Here is a 19,493-nt window from a genome sequence, read left to right on the forward strand (position 1 = left end):
ATGAAACGCACACTCGCTCTCATTTTACTGGCTCTGGGGATGAACGTTCAGGCTGCGGCATTGACCTTAAATGATGCCCGCGCACAGGGGCGCGTTGGGGAAACCCTGAGCGGCTATATTGCGCCGTTACGCCAGGATGCGGAAACGTTGGCACTGGTGAATCAAATCAACTCTGCGAGAACAGAAAATTACCAAAAACTGGCCGACAGCAATAACCTGCCGGTAGATGAAGTGGCGAAAATGGCGGGGCAGAAATTGGTTTCCCGCGCGCAGCCAGGAGAATATGTGAAAGGGATCAACGGCAAATGGTTGCGGAAATAGCTACCGGGAACGCTTGCGATACTCTCCCGGTGACATACCAAAGCGGTGCTTAAACGCGGTTGAAAAATGGCTATGGTCGGCAAACCCCCAGCTGTAACCAATTCCCGCCAGTTTTTCGTCGTCGCGGGTGGTGCGTAACTCCTGCGCGCACCGGTCAAGACGCCGATTTTTAATGTACTGAGCCACAACCAGTCCTTTCTCAGCAAACATGCGATACAGGCTACGTACCGACATCCCGCTTTCCGAGGCAATCCATTCCGGGCGCAATGCTTCAGACTGGATGTGGTCGTCAATCAGCGACAGCACATTCTGGAACTGACGTTCTTTGCGGGGTTGTGCAGATTCGCGTTGCTGAAAGGCTGGGCGTAGCAGACAAATCATCGCCTCCAGCGCGGCTTCACTTTCCCGCTCGCTCAACGCGGTATTTCCCATACTTTCTTGCAACAGACGATAACTCAGCTGCACAGTCGGCAAATTGCGGGACAGGGCCAATGCACAGCTCACTTCCTGAAAACGGCACTGCTGTTCGATGATCTGACGAGGTACAAGGAGTGAGATCTGCCGCGACTTGTCCTGCCAGGAAATAGAGCAGGGGCGCGAGGCATCGATCAGCGTAATATCACCAGTTTTAAGGACAGAACGCCGATCATCCTGCTCAATTTCAGCGCTCCCTTCAAGCTGAAATACGGTGTAGAACCAGGCATCGTTACTGGTTTTGATCTCCTCACGGGTACGATACAGGGTAACACTGCCAGTGGTAACGGTGCTTAATTTCAGGCTTCTGGCGTAGCTGGTTTCCAGTTCACCGATGAATTCGCCCGACAAGGGACGTGCCGCAAACCGGCCACAGACCTGGTTAATTTGCGCCAGCCATTGCTGATACTTTTCCTGCTCGCTTGCACACGCCATTGTTTATCTCGCTGCACCGTCAATGTTTTCGCATTGTTGCATTTGTGTTGCATTTTGTCAGACCTGTGAGGCTGACTATAGGAAAGAACACTCACCGGGAACAGAGCAATAAGCCGGAATTATCACGATTTGCGGAGCCTGTCACAGGTGGCAAAGCGAATGTCACACAGAGAAAAGCGAGTTCGGGAAAGGCCTCTTAGACTGCACTAACACCCTGCGAATAATAACGAAGGAGTACCCTATGTCCGAATCACAAATCGCAGTTCTTACCCGCGTGCAGCAGTTTTTAGACCGCCATCATGGCCTGTGGATCGAGGGTCGTCAGATGGTATCTGACAGTGAAAAGCGACTCGAGGTGTTCAACCCGGCAACCGGTGAGGTCATTGCATCGACGGCTGATGCCAGTGCTGAAGACGTTGATCGTGCGGTGATGTCAGGCTGGCGCGCCTTTGTTGCCCGACGCTGGGCCGGAAAATTACCGGCTGAGCGCGAACGGATTTTGCTGCATTTTGCCGATCTGGTTGAACAGCACAGTGAAGAGCTGGCGCAGCTTGAAACGCTGGAACAGGGGAAATCCATCAACATTTCCCGCGCGTTTGAAGTGGGCTGTACCCTGAACTGGATGCGTTACACTGCCGGCCTTACCACTAAAATTGCGGGTAAAACACTCGATCTTTCTATTCCGTTACCACAAGGGGCACGCTATCAGGCGTGGACGCGTAAAGAGCCGGTGGGCGTTGTTGCCGGGATTGTTCCGTGGAACTTTCCGTTGATGATTGGCATGTGGAAAGTGATGCCAGCCCTTGCCGCAGGTTGTTCTATCGTTATCAAACCGTCTGAAACCACTCCGCTGACGATGCTCCGCGTGGCTGAGCTGGCAAGCGAAGCCGGTATTCCTGACGGCGTGTTCAACGTTGTGACGGGCAGTGGCGCGGTGTGCGGCGCTGCGCTGACGTCACATTCGCATATTGCCAAAGTGAGCTTTACCGGATCTACGGCCACGGGTAAGCAGATTGCACGCGTCGCGGCAGACACGCTGACGGGCGTGACGCTGGAGTTAGGCGGCAAAAACCCGGCGATTGTGCTGAAGGATGCTGACCCGGCCTGGGTGATCGAAGGGTTAATGATGGGCAGTTTCCTGAACCAGGGGCAGGTATGTGCTGCCAGCTCGCGTGTTTATATTGAAGCACCGCTGTTTGATACCCTGGTGAGCGGGTTCGAACAGGCGGTGAAATCCCTGAGTATCGGCCCAGGTATGTCGCCGCAGGCCTTCATTAACCCTCTGGTTTCCCGCGCTCACTGCGATAAAGTTCAGACCTTCCTCGATGAGGCGAGATCGCACAATGCTGAACTGATTACCGGTAACCATGTACCTGACGGAAAAGGATACTATGTGTCGCCAACGCTGGTGGTTAACCCGGATGCGAATCTGCGACTGACGCGCGAAGAGGTATTCGGCCCGGTTGTTAACCTGGTACGGGTAACCGATGGCGAAGAGGCGTTACAACGGGCAAATGACACCGAATACGGCCTGACGGCCAGCGTCTGGACGCAAAATATCAGTAAGGCGCTGGACTATACCGACAGACTTCAGGCCGGAACCGTTTGGGTCAACAGCCATACCCTGATCGATGCGAATCTGCCGTTTGGCGGCATGAAGCAGTCCGGTACGGGCCGCGATTTTGGCCCCGACTGGCTGGATGGCTGGTGCGAAACCAAATCGGTCTGTGTGCGGTATTAGAGAAAGCAAACGGCAGCCCTCGGTTGCCGTTCGTTTCCGCGCCATCAAACCTTTAGTGGGACGCGCGATTGCGTCCTGCTTCTTTCGCCCGATAAAGCGCTGCATCGGCATGGGCAATAATCTCACTGGCAGTCAAACCGGCCGTCATGCCGGCAATCCCCATACTCACTGTCACATGATCGCTCGCGGTTGAAGCGACATGCGGAATGGCTTCCCGGCGCAGCCCGTCCTGAATCCGCTCCGCAACCCGTTCTGCGCTGTTTTCCGGGCAGTCGAAGAGGATCATGACAAACTCTTCGCCGCCATAGCGCGAAACCACATCGTCAGGTGTGCGCACTGACGCTTTCAGGATCTGTGCCACACGGGTCAAACAATCATCTCCCGCCTGATGTCCGTAGGTGTCGTTGTAGAGTTTGAAACAGTCGACATCCAGCATGATCACTGAAAACGCGGTGCGCTGCGTCACTGCATGTTCCAGCACGCTTTCCATCGCCCGTCGGTTTGCGGTTTCAGTTAAGGGGTCCAGATGTGCCAGTGCATCCAGACGTGAAATTAACAACTGATTTTGCTGGTTGCGCCGCCAGGCTTCTTCAAACCAGCGCAGCAGAATAAAACGACCAAATACCAGGATCAGCGTAAAGACGACCCAGACGACGGCAAAGCGAATGTTGATGCCCTGATTCAGCGCCACGCTGGCGATCGGCAGGGTAAACCAGAGCGGTGAAACAAAGGACAATAACCCCGCTGAATCAAAATAGAGTGCCGTCATCCCGGTCAACAACAGGATCACGCAAAGTGGCCAGGCGTGAGGAAGTTGCCAGTCAGTAATGAACCAGTAACAGGATATTGACCAGATCGAACTGCAGATGAACAAAACCAGGCTTATCCCTGCTATCTGTCGCCAGGCCATGATCATTATCGTGATAGACAGAATAATAATGCCCAGCATTGAGGCGTCGATCATTAACGTTGGATGTGGCCCGGTCTGGAAGGCGTTATCAATATTGTGGAATAGGTGGTTACGCAGCAGAACCATGAGCGCAAAACTCACATTCACAAAGGCCAGCCACGGAAGATTCATTGCCAGACCATGGGCAACCATCGCCCGACGTGTTAACCAGGTTGCAGGTTCAGGCGTCGAAGGGTATCTCTTTTCCATCGATACTAATTTCCCTCATCAAAGGGAACTGGGGGAGAGAAACATGGGCGGGGTCGCCACCCATGTTTCTCTGCGTTACGGTGTCACAATGTTGAACCAGAACTCGAATTTATCCATATAACCCAGCATGGCATCCAGTTTGCTGCCGTCGCCAGTAATTTTCACCTCGCCGTTATCCTGCGCTTGTTTTAGCGTGACTTCCTTCAGGATTATTTTATTCAGCGTATCGCGGTTCAGTGAAATGGTGGCATCGGCATCCTTCGCTTCACTGTTCTCGGTATGGTTAAGCACACCGTTTTCCAGTTCGAGCTTGTATTTGCCTCCGTCACTGCCGAGATCGATATTAAATACCGATTTGGCGTCAGCGGCTTTCTGCCCATTGATATGAACGGCAAGGTAGTCGAAGAACATTTCTGGCGTCATGGCTCGCACTGTATCCGGGCTGGCAGTGTTTGGCGTTGGGCCTTTCACCACGCCATTGCGCAGCTCCTGCGCACCTGTCAGGTAGAAGTTGCGCCACGGTCCGGATTCGGCCTGATAACCCAGTTGCTCCAGCGCATCGGCTTCCAGATTACGGGCGGCCTGATTGTTCGGATCGGCAAACACGACTTTGCTGACGACCTGTGCAACCCAGCGGTAGTTGCCCTGATCAAAGTCGGTTTTTGCTTTGCTCAGAATGGCATCAGCCCCTCCCATGTAGTCGACAAATTTCTTGGCCGCCTCTTCTGGTGGCAGCTCGTCGAGCGTTGCCGGGTTGCCATCAAACCAGCCAAGATAGAGCACGTAGGTCGCTTTCACATCATGGCTTACCGAACCGTAATAACCCCGGTTGGCCCAGGTATGCGCCAGCGAATCCGGTAGCGTGAAATTAGCGGCAATTTCGTCGCGGGTCTGGCCTTCATTCGCCATTCGCAGGGTCTGGTCGTTGATATAGCGGTAGAGATCGCGCTGACTTTTCAGCAGTTTTACGACGTTGTCATTACCCCAGGTTGGCCAGTGGTGTTGGGCCATCAGGATGTCGGCTTTATCGCTCCAGCGGACAATTGCTTCGTTAATGTATTTTGACCACGGCAGAGGCTCTCGAATTTTTGCCCCGCGCAGGGAGTAGGTGTTGTGCAGCGTGTGGGTGACATCTTCGGCGGATTCGATGAGTTTTTTCTCTTCGATAAACCACAACATTTCGGAGGGAGCTTCCGATCCAGGGGCTAGCATAAAATCATACGTCAGGCCGTCGATCGTCTCTTTCTGCCCATCCTTTTCAATGATATTGGTGGGGGCAATCAGGGTCACTGTACCGGCAGATGTCGTGGTTCCCAGGCCTGCGCCAACCTGTCCTTTGGCGTCAGGTTTCAGCAGGTTGCCGTACATATAGCTGGCGCGGCGGCTCATGACGTTACCGGCCATAATGTTTTCCGCCACTGCAGCCTCCATAAATCCGGAAGGGGCATACACTTTTACTTTACCGGATTTCACGTCAGCCTCATCCACAACACCACGCACGCCGCCATAGTGGTCAACATGGCTGTGGGTGTAGATAATCGCCACCACTGGTTTTTTACCACGGTTTTTAAAATAGAGATCCATCCCGACTTTAGCGGTCTCAGCTGAAACCAGTGGATCGACAACCGTAACGCCTTCTTTCCCTTCAATAATAGTCATATTTGATAAGTCAAGATTACGGATTTGATATACTCCATCCGTCACTTCAAACAGACCGCTAATATTAATCAGCTGAGATTGACGCCATAAACTTGGGTTAACGGTATCCGGTGATTTATCACCTTCTTTAATAAAAGAATATTGCTGTGGATCCCAGATGACATTTCCTTGTTCCCCTTTGATAATATCCTGGGGAAGTGGCGCAATAAATCCTTTATGGGCATTGGTAAAATCAGTGTTATCAGAAAAAGGCAGTTGATTATAAAGTGCATTATTGGCTTGTTGTGTTGCGGATGTCGCCTCTTTCGGGGCTTCAGCGGCATTAGCGGTACTGACCGAAATGAAAAATCCCGCCAGCGCGAGACTTCTGACAATCAAATTGACATTCATTCTAAAACCTCTCAGTGGATATACAGCGTCGTTTGTGTGAACTCTGTGGCCTGGTTAACTGAAAATGTTTCAAGGAATGAAAACGGGAAGCATGTCTAAATATAATCAGAGAACATCATTCAGCAAGGTGAGAAATAAAAATCAACCAATTGAATTAGAATAAAACTGGTCTACGCTCAATACACTATTGCAGGTAATACTTCGTAGACAGTTGTTAATTATCAGAGACGGTTTGTGCAAGATGAATAATGAAAGTAATAATTTTATAGAGAGGTAGGCTGTTTCGCTTTTGTCGCGTCAGGCGCGTTAGTGACTGCGTGAACGTTATCGTTTTTAAGGCGATAAAAAAGCCGGGCACAGGGCCCGGCCGGAGGGTTACTTGTCGTCTTTCTTCTTGCCAAGCGTAGGCGTCTCGTCAAAGAAGTTCCACGGTTTGAGCAGGGTATGTACCCATTCTGTTGGCATAATCGGCCACTCTTCCGCGCGGGCAACGTGGGTTGTCCCCGTCGTCATCCAGACCACATCATCCTGATTGTCTATCGATTCGTTATCTTTACTGTACTGGCCTAACCCGGTGTCATGCGTGGAACGGTTCGGGAACTTCCCTTCCGGGTACATCTCGTTCGGGTGGTAACGCGTGACCCACAGCTGTTTGTCCATAAAGCTCAGGCGATGGTAAATCCATTCGTCTGGTGCAAATTTCGCCCCAGTTGCCACCGGATGTGTACCGCCAGCATACGGGATGATCTGGTAGGAGACCGGGTTGCCCATGCGGTTTTCTTTACTGGTGTTGCTCAGCAGACGAATTGTACCTGGGTCGAATTTCTGGGCCGCCTGCTGCTCGGTATCGATATTGTACTGATTGATCTGCATGGTACTGGTGCGTGGGCCACCGGCGGTGTTTGGTGTTACCTCCGGGTCCATGGCAACCAGGGTATTGTTCGTGCCATCAACATCCATATCCAGACGGAAGTTATAGATGTGCTGGTGGGTAGTTCCCACGATGTTGTGATCAATCAGCGTGCCGTATTTGGTGTCGTCTTTGGCGCTCGGATCATGCATGGTTTTTGCCAGTACGCCTTTCACCGCTTCAATGCCCGTTGCGCCAGCATCAATGCCAATTGTACCGTTTTCGTGGAAGATCCAGTCAAAGATATAGTCATAGTTCCCGACGGTACTGACCCAGCGCACAACCAGTTCACGACGTTCGGTACTGACGTTTGGCTGTCCCATTTCCTGGTGTTTATACTCTGGCCCGGCGTAACGTTCGAAAATGGCGATAGCGCGTGGGATGGTCATTGGCGCCCCGGTGTAATCCGGAATGGTTTCATCCAGCATCACGGCGTTGGACGGAACATCTTTGCCCCGCACAAGCGAAGAGGTCAGCGTGCCCATACCGTAATCGCCAGAATCCAGATACGCCTTGAAATACCAGCCTACGTCCGGGTCGCCGTAAGGCACAATCATCCCGCCCAGCGATCCTTCATACATTACCTGGCGTTTTTTGCCGTTGTCGTTGTAGGTGACGGTAGAGATAATCGGGCCGACACGGGAGTCGAGGCTCAGATGGAAATCCCAGTTCTGCCAGTGCACCATGTCGCCGGTGATGGTGTAGTTTTTACCTTCCGGCTCGATAATTTCCAGCGGTTTTTTAACAGGCGCAACGCGGTCGCGTCCGTCATAAGGGCGTGCGGCCAGCGGTACGGGAACGACTGCACCTTCCTCAATCTTCTGGATTTTTTTCTGCTCAAGATCCACCACGGCGACCAGGTTTTCGATAGGGTGCGCCCAGTAGTTCCCGTCACCAACGTCCAGATAGCTCACGACTTTCAGTAGACGGTCATCCTGTTTCAGACCATCTTTGCCATCGAAATAGCCCACGGTCAGAGGCGTGGTGATCACCTTCTTCGGGTCGGTGACGCCGTGTTTTTTCAGCGCTTCAGCATATTCCGGGCTGTCATTAATGATCTGCTGGACGGTAGAGAAATCATCCAGCAGCACCATGCCGTGTGCATCTTTAACCGGCTCCCAGCGCAACACCTTTTTCTCTTTTAGATCCACCAGGCTCTCGATGACGTGCTTACCGTCCAGCATGATGACGTTGGCCTGACGAGGGGAGTCCACCGCCGTGCCCTTCAGCACAAAGTCCCAGACTTTGGCTTTTTCCGGCTCAGCAAGGGCAATCTGGGTGAAGCGGGTATTCGGTTTAAAATCCGCAGAGGCTTTGACGATCTCTACGGCTTGCTTAATTTCGTCGGCGGTCAGTGCGTTCAGCGGATGAGGACGCTTTTCAACCTGGAACGTCTGGTCGAGCCCAGACTGGAACACATCGTTGATGAAGGTATCGGAGATGAAGGCTTTTTTGTTTTTCATCACGACCGGCACTTGCAGCTTCAGTGTCTTACCGTTGACGATCGCGGTTTTCGCACCCGGTTTGACCTTCACAAACGCGCCGTCTTTGGCAATGGTAAACATCTGGGCATAGTCGTCCCACTGTACGTCCGCGCCAAAGTCCTGAAGCGTTTTGTCCATTGGAACCATATGCGCTTCACCGCCGTGGGCGAAAACAGGGGATTGCCAGGCGCAAAAAAGAGCAACTGCCATGGCCAGTGCCGTTTTACGGGCAGAAAAAGAAGAATGGCTTCCCATCATTGACCTCATTTGTTGTGTTTTTAGTGTGGTGACAGCCTTATCCTGGCAGGCACTGGCCAGAAGCGTTTGCCTGCATCTGCCAGGTTGTTTGTCAGTTTTGCCAGGTTAAAAAAAGAGCGGGGGTACATCACACCCCCGGAAAGTGCGTCGCGGTTTATTCGATGATGTCCGCGTGCTGGCGCGCGACCAGCGTCAAAATGGAGTAGAGGGCGACGGGGTGTTGGTGCTGGTTGGCGATCTCGACAGCCCACTCCACCACACCGGTCGGTTTTTCATCGGCAGTGCGTTGTTTCTTCAGCGTTTTGCGTTTACAGGTCAGGCGCACCTGAATGGTATCACCCGGTTTAACAGGCTCAATAAAACGCAGGTTCTCCATGCCGTAGTTCGCAATAACAGGCCCGACACCCGCATCCACGAACAGCCCTGCCGCCGCAGAAATCAGGAAGTAACCATGCACCACGCGCTCGCCAAAGAGGGATTCTGCCGCGCCAATTTTGTCCATATGCGCGTAAAAATGATCGCCACTCAGGCAGGCAAAATTGACGATATCGGTTTCCGTCAACGTACGGCGTGGAGTAAGCAGGCTATCGCCAGGCTGGAGTTCTTCGAAATATTTGCGGAAGGGGTGAACGCGATCTTCCTGCACCTCTGCGCCACGTACCCATTGCTTACCGATGGCAGCCAGCATTGTCGGGCTGCCCTGGATCGCAGTGCGTTGCAAATAGTGTTTCACCGCCCGCAATCCCCCCAACTCTTCGCCTCCGCCAGCGCGACCCGGGCCACCGTGAACCAGTTGCGGCAGTGGGGAACCATGCCCGGTAGATTCTATGGCTGACTCTGCATTGAGGATCTGAATACGACCGTGTGCGCGGGCTGCACCCGCAATGAACTGGCGAGCAATCGTGAGGCTCGCGGTAACCAGCGTACCAGCCAGGCTACCTTCACCTGCGCGAGCCAGGTGCATGGCATGATCTGCATTGCGATACGGCATCAGCGTGGCGACAGGCCCGAAGGCTTCTGTGGCATGAACCGCTGGTGTTTCATCGGGCTGTGGGCAGAACAACAGGGTTGGCGGGAAAAATGCCCCTGCAGCCTGCATATCCGCTTTTCCGCCCAGACGGATCTCACAACCCGCCGCGACCAACTGGTCGACCTTTTCCTGAACATCGCTGCGTTGCTCACTGCTGACCAGCGAGCCCATTTTCACTCCGTCTTGCGCCGGATCGCCCACAACCACGCTGCCAAGACGGGCAATCAGGGCCTGGCTCACGGCATCAATCTGCTGTTGCGGCACGATAATACGGCGGATAGCCGTACATTTTTGGCCCGCTTTGGCTGTCATCTCGCGCACAACTTCGCGGATAAAGAGGGCGAATTCGGGCTGCTCAGGCGTGACATCCTCGCCCAGTACGCAGCAGTTAAGTGAGTCGGCCTCCATGGTGAAAGGAATCGAACGGGCAACAATATTGGGATGAACCCGCAAAGACTGCCCGGTGCTGGCGGAGCCGGTAAAGGTCACGACATCCTGGAAGTCGAGGTGATTCAGGAGATCGCCTGCACCGCCGCAGATCAGGCTAATTGCGCCATTCGGAACCAGACCGCTTTCGACAATCGCTTTCACCATCGCCTGGGTGACCTGCGCAGTAGCGGTAGCCGGTTTGATAATGGCAGGCATCCCCGCAAGCCAGGTCGGGGCAAGTTTTTCCAGCATTCCCCAGCAGGGGAAGTTAAACGCATTGATGTGTACGGCGACGCCGGACTTTGCGGTCAGGACGTGGCGTGCGGCAAACCCCCCATCTTTCGACAGCGGGATCAGCTCATCTTCCGGCCAGAGTGTGTCGTCCGGTAACTCGCGGCTGCCCATACTGGCGTAGGCGAAAAGCGTGCCGATCCCACCTTCGATATCCACCCAACTGTCTGCCCGCGTCGCCCCCGTTTCTGCCGACAGGGCATAGAAATGCGCTTTCAGGCTGAGCAGATGTTTTGCCACCGCTTTCAGCATGGCGGCACGTTCGATAAAGGTCATCGCGCGAAGGGCTTCACTGCCGTGCTCAATGGCGTAACGGCGTGCGGCCGCCATGTCCAGGCCCTCGCTGGTCACGCTCCATAGCGCTTCGCCACTGATGGCGTGATGAATGTTGCGTTCACGGCCCCGGCCAGACTGCCAGACGCCGGATAAGAAGCTGGCTAACTGCTGCATCGCTTATCTCCAAGTGTTACGTAATTTCACTATAGATAGTTTGATCGCGAATCATAAAAATCAAGCGATGTTTTAATGATTTGTTAACGTTGTGATCTTGGGGGATGAAATTACCTCCCCGGGATACCTTCCGGAAAGCCAGTTAGCAAAAGCCTTGCGAGCGACATCACAAAATAAATAAACACTTCTTGGGGTTATATTTAACCTTTGTGTAACTTTTAAGAAAAGAAGTGATTCGCAATTTTGCATTAATCAGTAGTTTAACGAATCATAAAGGTGATGGTGTGAACCCGGAACAACGCTTTGAGCAATGCATAGCACAAGAGACGGCCATTGAGCCGCAGGACTGGATGCCTGACGCCTACCGCAAAACGCTGATTCGCCAGATTGGTCAGCATGCGCATTCGGAAATCGTCGGCATGCTCCCGGAAGGGAACTGGATCACGCGCGCACCGTCCTTGCGCCGCAAGGCCATTTTGCTGGCAAAAGTTCAGGATGAAGCCGGACACGGTTTGTATCTCTACAGTGCCGCAGAAACCCTGGGCTGTGCCCGCGAAGACATCTACCAAAAGATGCTCGATGGCAAGATGAAATACTCCTCCATCTTTAATTATCCGACGCTGAGCTGGGCCGATATCGGTGTGATTGGCTGGCTGGTGGACGGCGCGGCGATCGTCAACCAGGTTGCGCTGTGCCGTACCTCATACGGCCCTTATGCCCGCGCTATGGTGAAAATCTGTAAAGAAGAGAGTTTTCACCAGCGTCAGGGGTTTGAAGCCTGTATGGCGCTTGCGCAGGGCTGCGAATCTCAACGCCAGATGTTGCAGGATGCCATCAACCGCTTCTGGTGGCCGGCACTGATGATGTTCGGCCCGAACGATGACAACTCGCCGAACAGCGCCCGCAGCCTGGCCTGGAAAATCAAACGCTTTGGTAATGATGAACTGCGCCAGCGCTTCGTGGACAACACCGTCCCGCAGGTTGAGATGCTGGGCATGACTGTCCCGGATGCCGATCTGCATTTCGATGAACAGAGTGGGCATTATCGCTTCGGCGAAATTGACTGGCGTGAATTTGACGACGTGATCAACGGGCGAGGCATCTGTAATCACGAGCGCCTGGCCGCAAAACGAAAAGCCTGGGAAGACGGGGCGTGGGTGCGTGAAGCTGCACTGGCGCACGCAGAAAAACAACATGCCCGCAACGTGGCTTAAGGGGAAGCAAGATGAGCAATGTCTACTGGCCGTTATATGAAGTTTTCGTCCGATCCCGACAGGGTCTGTCTCATCGTCATGTGGGCAGTCTGCATGCCGCAGACGATCGCATGGCGCTGGAAAATGCGCGCGATGCCTACACCCGTCGTAGTGAAGGATGTTCGATTTGGGTGGTGAAAGCGAGTGAGATTGTGGCTTCACAGCCGGAAGAGAGCGGGGAGTTCTTTGACCCGGCGGAGAGCAAAATCTACCGCCATCCGACGTTCTACACCCTCCCTGATGGTATTGAGCACATGTGAGGCCTGGAATGAAAACAACAACTGCATATGCCCTGCGTCTGGGCGACAACGGTCTGGTTCTTTCTCAGCGTCTTGGCGCGTGGTGTGGTCATGCCCCTGAACTGGAAATTGATCTGGCGCTCGCCAACATCGGCCTCGATCTGCTGGGGCAGGCGCGTAATTTCCTCACCTACGCCGCTGAACTGGAAGGGACGGGAGATGAAGACACGCTGGCCTTTGGTCGTGATGAGCGCCAGTTCTGCAATCTCCTGCTGGTGGAACAACCCAATGGCAACTTCGCCGACACCCTGGTGCGTCAGTACTTTATGGATGCCTGGCATCTTGAATTGTATAGCCGCCTGACCCGAAGCCGCGATAGCCAACTGGCTGCGATTGCTGCCAAAGCCCTTAAAGAGGTGCGCTACCACCTGCGCTTTAGCCGTGGCTGGCTGGTACGCCTGGGCAACGGTACGGCTCTCTCAACGCAAAAAATGCAGCAGGCGGTGGATGCCTTGTGGCGTTTCACTGCCGAATTCTTCGATGTCGATGACATTGAACGGGCGCTGATTGAAGAGGGGATCGCCGTCGACCCGCGTGAACTGCGTTCGGGCTGGGAAACGGAAGTGTTTGCCGGTTTACAGGAAGCATCCCTGACTGTGCCAGATGAAGTGGCCTACCGCACTGGCGGCAAGAAAGGGCTACACACCGAACATCTGGGACCGATGCTGGCAGAGATGCAATATCTCCAGCGCATGTACCCAGGGCAGCAGTGGTAAGGGGGAGGTCGTCATGCAACGCGTTGTCGAGATAGCACCAGCGGAAATTCCGCAAATCTGGTCACTGTTAAGCCAGATCCCGGACCCGGAAGTGCCTGTCCTCACCATCACCGATCTGGGGATGGTGCGCAATGTGACCGCGCAGGGCGAAGGCTGGGTGATTGGCTTCACGCCAACCTATTCAGGCTGCCCGGCAACCGGGCATTTACTGGGTGCTATCCGTGACACGATGACGGCGCATGGTTTTACGCCTGTGCATATCGTGTTGCAGCTGGAGCCCGCCTGGACGACCGACTGGATGACCAATGAGGCCCGTGAGCGTCTGCGCGAATACGGTATCAGTCCGCCCGTCGGCCACAGCTGCCACGCGCATGTTCCGGCAGACGTGACCTGCCCACGGTGCGCGAGTGCCGACACCTCGCTTATCAGTGAATTTGGCTCGACGGCCTGCAAAGCGCTCTACCGCTGCAATACCTGCCGCGAGCCTTTCGATTATTTCAAATGTATTTGAGGTTGCCATGACAACGTTTCATTCCTTAACTGTGGCAAAAGTGGAACCCGAAACCCGCGATGCGGTGACCATTACTTTCGCTGTTCCACAGCCATTACAGGATGCGTACCGCTTTCGTCCCGGCCAGCACCTGACGCTCAAAGCGACGCTGGCCGGGGTCGAATTACGCCGTTGCTATTCCATCTGTAAAAGCGCGACGCCGGGTGAAATCAGCGTGGCGGTAAAGGCTATTGAGGGCGGGCGTTTTTCTCGCTATGCCCGCGATGAGATCAAACAAGGTATGGCGCTGGAGGTGATGGTCCCTCAGGGGCATTTTGGCTACCAGCCACAGGCTGAGCGGAAAGGTCACTATCTGGCGATTGCCGCGGGTTCAGGGATCACGCCGATGTTGGCGATCATCTCCTCCACGCTTGCCACTGAAACGGGCAGCCATTTCACCCTGATTTACGGCAACCGCAGCAGCCAGAGCATGATGTTCCGTCAGGCGCTGGCTGACCTGAAAGATAAATATCCGCAGCGTCTGCAACTGCTCTCTGTTTTCAGCCAGGAGCGCCTGGACAGCGATTTACTGCAAGGCCGTATTGATGGCGAAAAACTCCACGCCCTGGCAAAAACGTTGATCAATTTCCGTCAGTATGACGATGCCTTTATTTGTGGACCGTCATCAATGATGGACGATGCCGAAGCGGCGTTAAAAGCATTGGGAATGCCGGGAAAAGCCATCCATCTTGAGCGCTTCAATACACCAGGTTCTGCCGTTAAACGCAGCGTAAGCGTGCAGGCTCAGGGGCAAAAAGTCACCGTCCGTCAGGACGGCCGCGATCGCGAAATCACACTGACGGCAGAAGATGAAAGCATTCTCGATGCGGCGCTGCGCCAGGGGGCAGATCTTCCGTATGCCTGCAAAGGTGGAGTTTGTGCCACCTGCAAATGCAAAGTGGTGCGCGGGAAAGTGGATATGGTCACCAATTACAGCCTGGAGCCAGATGAACTGGCAGCAGGCTATGTGTTGAGCTGCCAGGCGCTGCCATTGACCGCTGATGTCGTCGTGGATTTTGATGCGAAGGGGATGGCATGAGTGAACTGATCATTACCCGTCATGGATGCGTGCTGCAACTCACGCTGAACCGCCCGGCAGCACGTAATGCCCTCAACAATGCGCTGTTAGCACAGATTGCTGACGCACTGGAGGCTGCCGCAGTCGACAGTAACATCTCCGTCTGTGTGATTTACGGCAATGCGCACTGCTTTGCGGCCGGTGCGGATCTGAATGAAATGGCGGAAAAAGATCTGCCTGCCACCCTAAATGACATCCGCCCGCAGTTGTGGGCCAGGATCAACGCCTTCACCAAACCGTTGATTGCAGCAGTGAATGGCTTTGCACTGGGGGCGGGTTGCGAACTTGCACTGCTGTGTGATGTGGTGATCGCCGGTGAAAACGCCCGCTTCGGCCTGCCTGAAATCACGCTGGGCATCATGCCCGGTGCAGGGGGAACACAAAGGCTGATCCGCTGCGTGGGGAAATCACTCGCCAGCAAAATGATATTAACGGGAGAGAGCATCACCGCTCAGCACGCGCAGGCCGTCGGGCTGGTCAGTGATGTGTTCCCGGCAATGCTCACACTGGAATACGCCCTTAAGCAGGCCGCCGTGATGGCGCGCCATTCGCCGCTGGCGCTTCAGGCGGCGAAACAGGCGCTGCGTCAGTCTCAGGAAGTGTCATTACAGGCCGGTCTGGCTCAGGAGAGACAGCTTTTTACGCTGCTCTCAGCAACGGACGATCGTCGTGAAGGCATTGAAGCCTTCTTACAAAAACGCACCCCCGACTTTAAAGGACGCTAATTGTGGAATTTATTCTGAGTCATGTAGAGCAAGGTGTAATGACCCTGACGCTGAATCGTCCGGAGCGTCTGAACAGCTTTAACGACGTGATGCACCAGCAGCTCGCTGACTGCCTGAAGCAGGCCGAGCGGGATGAGACCATCCGCTGCCTGTTGATTACCGGTGCGGGGCGTGGGTTCTGCGCCGGGCAAGATCTGAACGACCGTAACGTCGATCCGACCGGTCCGGCGCCCGACCTGGGGATGTCCGTTGAGACGTTTTACAACCCGCTGGTTCGCCGTCTGGCAAAGCTGCCGAAACCGGTGATTGCCGCGGTAAATGGTGTCGCGGCGGGGGCTGGCGCGACACTGGCGCTGGGCTGCGACATGGTGATTGCCGCCCGTTCAGCCAGCTTTGTGATGGCATTCAGTAAGCTTGGTCTGGTCCCGGATTGCGGCGGAACCTGGCTGCTGCCGCGTGTCGCTGGTCGTGCCCGGGCAATGGGGCTGGCGCTGCTGGGCGATAAGCTGAGTGCAGAACAGGCACAGTCCTGGGGAATGATCTGGCAGGTGGTGGACGATGAACAACTGGCGACCACGGCGCAGCAGATGGCGCTGCACATTGCCTCACAACCGACGTTTGGTCTGGGGTTGATCAAGCAGGCGATGCATGCTGCTGAAACGAACACCCTGGATGCGCAGCTCGATCTGGAGCGTGATTACCAGCGTCTTGCCGGACGCAGCGACGACTACCGTGAAGGTGTCAGCGCATTTATGGCGAAACGCACGCCGCACTTTACGGGGAAATAAGATGGTGATGAATATTCGCACTGTTGCCGTCATCGGAAGCGGCACGATGGGCGCCGGGATCGCGGAAGTCGCGGCAAGTCATGGTCATCAGGTCCTGATTTACGATATTGCAGGACAGGCGGTTTCACAGGCGATTGAGAGCATCGGTCAGCGTCTTGATTCCCGCGTTGCTCGAGGAAAACTGTCCGGTGAGGCCCGCGAACAGATTCTTGCACGGTTCATCCCCGTGACCGACATCGATGCGCTGGCGGCGGCGGACCTGGTGATTGAAGCCGCGTCTGAACGCCTCGACGTAAAAAAAGCGTTGTTCGCAAAACTGGCTGAGATTTGCCAGCCACAAACCGTACTGACCAGCAATACCTCGTCCATCTCCGTTACCGCGATTGCGGCGGATGTCCGTCACCCTGAACGCGTGGCCGGGCTGCACTTCTTCAACCCTGCGCCCGTGATGAAACTGGTGGAAGTGGTCAGCGGTCTGGCGACATCTCCCGAAGTGGCCGACGGGCTCTGTGAGCTGGCCGTGAACTGGGGAAAACAGCCTGTGCGCTGCCAGTCCACGCCGGGGTTTATCGTCAACCGCGTGGCGCGTCCATTCTATTCAGAAGCCTGGCGTGCGCTGGAGGAACAGGTGGCATCCCCGGAAGTGATCGATGCGGCGCTGCGGGACGGCGGAGGATTTCCGATGGGACCGCTGGAACTGACCGACATGATTGGTCAGGACGTTAACTTTGCGGTGACCTGCTCGGTGTTTAACGCGTTCTGGCAGGAACGCCGTTTTCTGCCCTCGCTGGTACAGCAGGAGCTGGTACTGGCGGGACGTCTGGGCAAAAAAAGCGGAAAGGGCGTGTATGACTGGGGCGGTGAAAAACCGGCAGTGCAGTGGCTTGACACCGTGAGTGACAGCTATAGCCCAATGTGCGTGCAGAAAAAACGTGACGGTGTCACTGAGGTCGACGATGTGCTGCTGGTCGAAACACAAGGGGAAACGGCGCAGTCGTTGGCGCGCAGTCTGCACAGCCCCGTGGTGGTGGTGGATCGTATGGACGGTGATGTTGCCGTGATTGCCGCAGCGGCCAGTAATCCTCATTCCGCGACGCAAAAAGCCATTTTTTATCTGCAACAACAGGGCCAACGAGTGGTGCAGATTGCCGATTATCCCGGCCTGCTGATCTGGCGCACAGTGGCGATGATTATCAATGAAGCGCTGGATGCCCTGCAAAAAGGGGTTGCCAGTGAGAAGGATATCGATACTGCGATGCGTCTTGGCGTGAACTATCCGTGTGGCCCCGTTGCCTGGGGTGAACGTCTGGGCTGGCAGCGTCTGCTCCTGCTGCTGGAAAACCTGCAACGTCATTACGGCGAAGAACGCTATCGCCCTTGTTCACTCTTGCGCCAGCGTGCGCTTCTGGAGAGTAGCTATGAGTCATAACGCCTGGCACAACGCCCGTGCCATGTACGAGCACGATGCCTGTGCGCAGGCTCTGGGGATCGACATTGTTGAAATGGATGAGGGGGTTGCGGTGGTGACGATGACCATCACCCCGCAGATGCTGAATGGCCATAAAACCTGCCACGGCGGGCAGCTTTTTTCGCTGGCGGACACGGCATTTGCTTACGCCTGTAACAGCCAGGGGCTGGCGGCTGTGGCATCGGCCTGTTCGATCGACTTTCTCCGTCCGGGATTTGCCGGGGACAGGCTTACCGCCACTGCGCGGGTTCTGCACCAGGGGAAACTGACCGGTGTCTACGACATTGAAATTCAGAATCAACAACACAAAACAGTCGCACTCTTTCGCGGGAAATCTCACCGCATTGGCGGCAGTGTGACAGGAGAAGCCTGATGCGTGACGCATTTATTTGTGACGGTGTTCGTACCCCGGTTGGTCGGTATGGGGGTGTTTTCTCAGGCATTCGCGCGGACGATCTCGGCGCTGTGCCGTTGCGTGCGCTGCTGGCACGTTACCCGCAACTGGATGCGGAGCGCATTGATGATCTCATCTTCGGCTGCGCTAACCAGGCAGGGGAAGACAACCGTAACGTGGCGCGTATGGCCTCCCTTCTGGCCGGGCTGCCGCAGTCGGTTTCCGGGACTACCATTAACCGCCTCTGTGGTTCAGGCCTGGATGCCATCGGTTTTGCGGCACGAACCATCAAAGCCGGTGAGGGTGATTTATTGATTGCTGGTGGCGTGGAGTCGATGTCCCGTGCGCCGTTTGTGATGGGAAAAGCCACGGCGGCCTTTCAGCGTCAGGCGGAGATCTTCGATACCACCATCGGCTGGCGATTTGTGAATCCGCTCATGCATCAGCAATGTGGTACTGACAGCATGCCGGAAACGGCAGAGAATGTAGCTGAATTGTTAAATATCAGTCGAGCGGATCAAGATGCTTTCGCACTGCGCAGCCAGCAGCGTACTGCCCAGGCGCAACAGAATGGCATTCTGGCGCAGGAAATTGTCCCGGTGAGCGTGACAGGGAAAAAGGGGGGAGTCACCGAGGTGTCTGTTGATGAACATCCGCGTGCCGACACCACGCTGGAACAACTTGCCTCGCTGAAGACACCTTTTCGCAAGAATGGCGTCGTGACGGCGGGTAATGCCTCCGGCGTAAACGATGGGGCAGCGGCGCTGATCATTGCCAGCGAACAGATGGCGCTTGCACAAGGGTTAGTGCCTCGCACGCGCATCGTGGCAATGGCGACGGCAGGCGTGGAACCGCGTCTGATGGGGTTAGGCCCCGTCCCCGCGACCCGTAAAGTGCTGGAGCGTGCCGGACTCAGTATTACCGATATGGATGTTATCGAGCTTAACGAGGCTTTTGCGTCGCAGGCGCTGGCTGTGTTGCGTCAACTGGGATTGCCGGACGATGGTGCACACGTCAACCCGAACGGCGGCGCGATTGCATTGGGACATCCACTGGGGATGAGCGGCGCAAGACTGGCGTTGGCAGCCAGTAACGAATTGCACCGACGAAACGGGCGCTATGCGCTGTGTACGATGTGTATCGGTGTGGGTCAGGGTATTGCCATGATCCTTGAGCGAGTTTGAGCGAAAA

General features: G+C 55.1%; 17 protein-coding genes. 12 read left to right on the top strand and 5 right to left on the bottom strand.

Annotated features, from left to right (window positions below):
• Positions 1–321 carry a YdbL family protein gene (locus HV346_RS10475; RefSeq protein ID WP_181623419.1) on the top strand — a complete coding sequence of 107 codons (321 nt, stop codon included), beginning with the start codon at positions 1–3 and terminating at the stop codon, positions 319–321.
• Here the strand turns inward: HV346_RS10475 and feaR are convergent, their stop codons facing one another.
• A complete protein-coding gene (feaR, locus tag HV346_RS10480) occupies positions 322–1,230 on the bottom strand; it encodes a transcriptional regulator FeaR (protein ID WP_181623420.1) in 909 nt (302 codons plus the stop codon).
• A gap of 241 nt (positions 1,231–1,471) precedes the next feature.
• On the opposite strand from feaR, the gene HV346_RS10485 reads away from it, so the two are divergent.
• Positions 1,472–2,971: an aldehyde dehydrogenase family protein gene (locus tag HV346_RS10485; protein WP_181623421.1), complete on the top strand. Its 1,500-nt coding sequence runs from the start codon at positions 1,472–1,474 to the stop codon at positions 2,969–2,971.
• A 52-nt stretch (positions 2,972–3,023) separates the two neighbouring features.
• On the opposite strand, the gene HV346_RS10490 is transcribed toward HV346_RS10485, so the two are convergent.
• The 4 genes from HV346_RS10490 to paaZ all read right to left on the bottom strand — a co-directional run bounded on the left by HV346_RS10490 (position 3,024) and on the right by paaZ (position 11,031).
• A complete protein-coding gene (locus tag HV346_RS10490; RefSeq protein ID WP_181623422.1) occupies positions 3,024–4,130 on the bottom strand; it encodes a GGDEF domain-containing protein in 1,107 nt (368 codons plus the stop codon).
• Positions 4,131–4,205: 75 nt separating this feature from the next.
• The gene (locus HV346_RS10495) at positions 4,206–6,179 is read right to left on the bottom strand and encodes an alkyl sulfatase dimerization domain-containing protein (RefSeq protein WP_181623423.1); all 1,974 of its coding nucleotides are present in this window, start codon (positions 6,177–6,179) and stop codon (positions 4,206–4,208) included.
• Between the two features lie 375 nt (positions 6,180–6,554).
• Positions 6,555–8,828 (bottom strand): primary-amine oxidase, encoded by a 2,274-nt coding sequence (gene tynA, locus HV346_RS10500; protein ID WP_181623747.1) that lies wholly within the window; start codon positions 8,826–8,828, stop codon positions 6,555–6,557.
• A 157-nt stretch (positions 8,829–8,985) separates the two neighbouring features.
• Positions 8,986–11,031, bottom strand: coding sequence for a phenylacetic acid degradation bifunctional protein PaaZ (gene paaZ / locus HV346_RS10505; protein ID WP_181623424.1), 2,046 nt, complete (start codon positions 11,029–11,031; stop codon positions 8,986–8,988).
• Between the two features lie 284 nt (positions 11,032–11,315).
• Between paaZ and paaA the strand changes: the two genes are divergently transcribed.
• The 10 genes from paaA to pcaF are packed head-to-tail and all read left to right on the top strand — an operon-like array spanning position 11,316 to position 19,486.
• Positions 11,316–12,245: a 1,2-phenylacetyl-CoA epoxidase subunit PaaA gene (gene paaA, locus HV346_RS10510; protein WP_181623425.1), complete on the top strand. Its 930-nt coding sequence runs from the start codon at positions 11,316–11,318 to the stop codon at positions 12,243–12,245.
• Positions 12,246–12,256: 11 nt separating this feature from the next.
• Positions 12,257–12,544: a 1,2-phenylacetyl-CoA epoxidase subunit PaaB gene (gene paaB, locus HV346_RS10515; protein WP_181623426.1), complete on the top strand. Its 288-nt coding sequence runs from the start codon at positions 12,257–12,259 to the stop codon at positions 12,542–12,544.
• 8 nt (positions 12,545–12,552) lie between these two features.
• Positions 12,553–13,299 (top strand): 1,2-phenylacetyl-CoA epoxidase subunit PaaC, encoded by a 747-nt coding sequence (gene paaC / locus HV346_RS10520; protein WP_181623427.1) that lies wholly within the window; start codon positions 12,553–12,555, stop codon positions 13,297–13,299.
• A 13-nt stretch (positions 13,300–13,312) separates the two neighbouring features.
• Positions 13,313–13,810: a 1,2-phenylacetyl-CoA epoxidase subunit PaaD gene (paaD, locus tag HV346_RS10525; protein ID WP_181623428.1), complete on the top strand. Its 498-nt coding sequence runs from the start codon at positions 13,313–13,315 to the stop codon at positions 13,808–13,810.
• 7 nt (positions 13,811–13,817) lie between these two features.
• A complete protein-coding gene (gene paaE, locus HV346_RS10530) occupies positions 13,818–14,888 on the top strand; it encodes a 1,2-phenylacetyl-CoA epoxidase subunit PaaE (protein WP_181623429.1) in 1,071 nt (356 codons plus the stop codon).
• Positions 14,885–15,652 (top strand): 2,3-dehydroadipyl-CoA hydratase PaaF, encoded by a 768-nt coding sequence (gene paaF / locus HV346_RS10535; protein ID WP_181623430.1) that lies wholly within the window; start codon positions 14,885–14,887, stop codon positions 15,650–15,652. The genes paaE and paaF overlap by 4 nt, the downstream gene beginning before the upstream one ends.
• Positions 15,652–16,440, top strand: a complete 789-nt coding sequence (gene paaG, locus HV346_RS10540; protein ID WP_181623748.1) for a 2-(1,2-epoxy-1,2-dihydrophenyl)acetyl-CoA isomerase PaaG — start codon at positions 15,652–15,654, stop codon at positions 16,438–16,440. The genes paaF and paaG overlap by 1 nt, the downstream gene beginning before the upstream one ends.
• A 1-nt stretch (position 16,441) precedes the next feature.
• A complete protein-coding gene (paaH, locus tag HV346_RS10545) occupies positions 16,442–17,869 on the top strand; it encodes a 3-hydroxyacyl-CoA dehydrogenase PaaH (RefSeq protein ID WP_181623431.1) in 1,428 nt (475 codons plus the stop codon).
• A complete protein-coding gene (gene paaI, locus HV346_RS10550) occupies positions 17,859–18,281 on the top strand; it encodes a hydroxyphenylacetyl-CoA thioesterase PaaI (protein ID WP_181623432.1) in 423 nt (140 codons plus the stop codon). Before paaH ends, paaI begins: the two co-directional genes overlap by 11 nt.
• Positions 18,281–19,486 (top strand): 3-oxoadipyl-CoA thiolase, encoded by a 1,206-nt coding sequence (gene pcaF / locus HV346_RS10555; protein ID WP_181623433.1) that lies wholly within the window; start codon positions 18,281–18,283, stop codon positions 19,484–19,486. The genes paaI and pcaF overlap by 1 nt, the downstream gene beginning before the upstream one ends.
• The last annotated feature ends 7 nt before the right edge of the window (positions 19,487–19,493 follow it).

Source organism: Enterobacter sp. RHBSTW-00994, from assembly GCF_013782625.1.
Taxonomy (GTDB): Bacteria; Pseudomonadota; Gammaproteobacteria; order Enterobacterales; family Enterobacteriaceae; genus Enterobacter.

Excerpts from the sequence above, each read along its gene's own strand:
- paaF (WP_181623430.1), top strand. The coding sequence starts at position 14,885 with ATGAGTGAACTGATCATTACCCGTCATGGATGCGTGCTGCAACTCACG.
- tynA (WP_181623747.1), bottom strand. The coding sequence starts at position 8,828 with ATGGGAAGCCATTCTTCTTTTTCTGCCCGTAAAACGGCACTGGCCATG.
- paaD (WP_181623428.1), top strand. The coding sequence starts at position 13,313 with ATGCAACGCGTTGTCGAGATAGCACCAGCGGAAATTCCGCAAATCTGG.
- HV346_RS10490 (WP_181623422.1), bottom strand. The coding sequence starts at position 4,130 with ATGGAAAAGAGATACCCTTCGACGCCTGAACCTGCAACCTGGTTAACA.
- paaB (WP_181623426.1), top strand. The coding sequence starts at position 12,257 with ATGAGCAATGTCTACTGGCCGTTATATGAAGTTTTCGTCCGATCCCGA.
- paaH (WP_181623431.1), top strand. The coding sequence starts at position 16,442 with ATGGTGATGAATATTCGCACTGTTGCCGTCATCGGAAGCGGCACGATG.
- HV346_RS10475 (WP_181623419.1), top strand. The coding sequence starts at position 1 with ATGAAACGCACACTCGCTCTCATTTTACTGGCTCTGGGGATGAACGTT.
- HV346_RS10495 (WP_181623423.1), bottom strand. The coding sequence starts at position 6,179 with ATGAATGTCAATTTGATTGTCAGAAGTCTCGCGCTGGCGGGATTTTTC.
- paaC (WP_181623427.1), top strand. The coding sequence starts at position 12,553 with ATGAAAACAACAACTGCATATGCCCTGCGTCTGGGCGACAACGGTCTG.
- feaR (WP_181623420.1), bottom strand. The coding sequence starts at position 1,230 with ATGGCGTGTGCAAGCGAGCAGGAAAAGTATCAGCAATGGCTGGCGCAA.
- paaZ (WP_181623424.1), bottom strand. The coding sequence starts at position 11,031 with ATGCAGCAGTTAGCCAGCTTCTTATCCGGCGTCTGGCAGTCTGGCCGG.
- paaI (WP_181623432.1), top strand. The coding sequence starts at position 17,859 with ATGAGTCATAACGCCTGGCACAACGCCCGTGCCATGTACGAGCACGAT.
- paaE (WP_181623429.1), top strand. The coding sequence starts at position 13,818 with ATGACAACGTTTCATTCCTTAACTGTGGCAAAAGTGGAACCCGAAACC.
- pcaF (WP_181623433.1), top strand. The coding sequence starts at position 18,281 with ATGCGTGACGCATTTATTTGTGACGGTGTTCGTACCCCGGTTGGTCGG.
- HV346_RS10485 (WP_181623421.1), top strand. The coding sequence starts at position 1,472 with ATGTCCGAATCACAAATCGCAGTTCTTACCCGCGTGCAGCAGTTTTTA.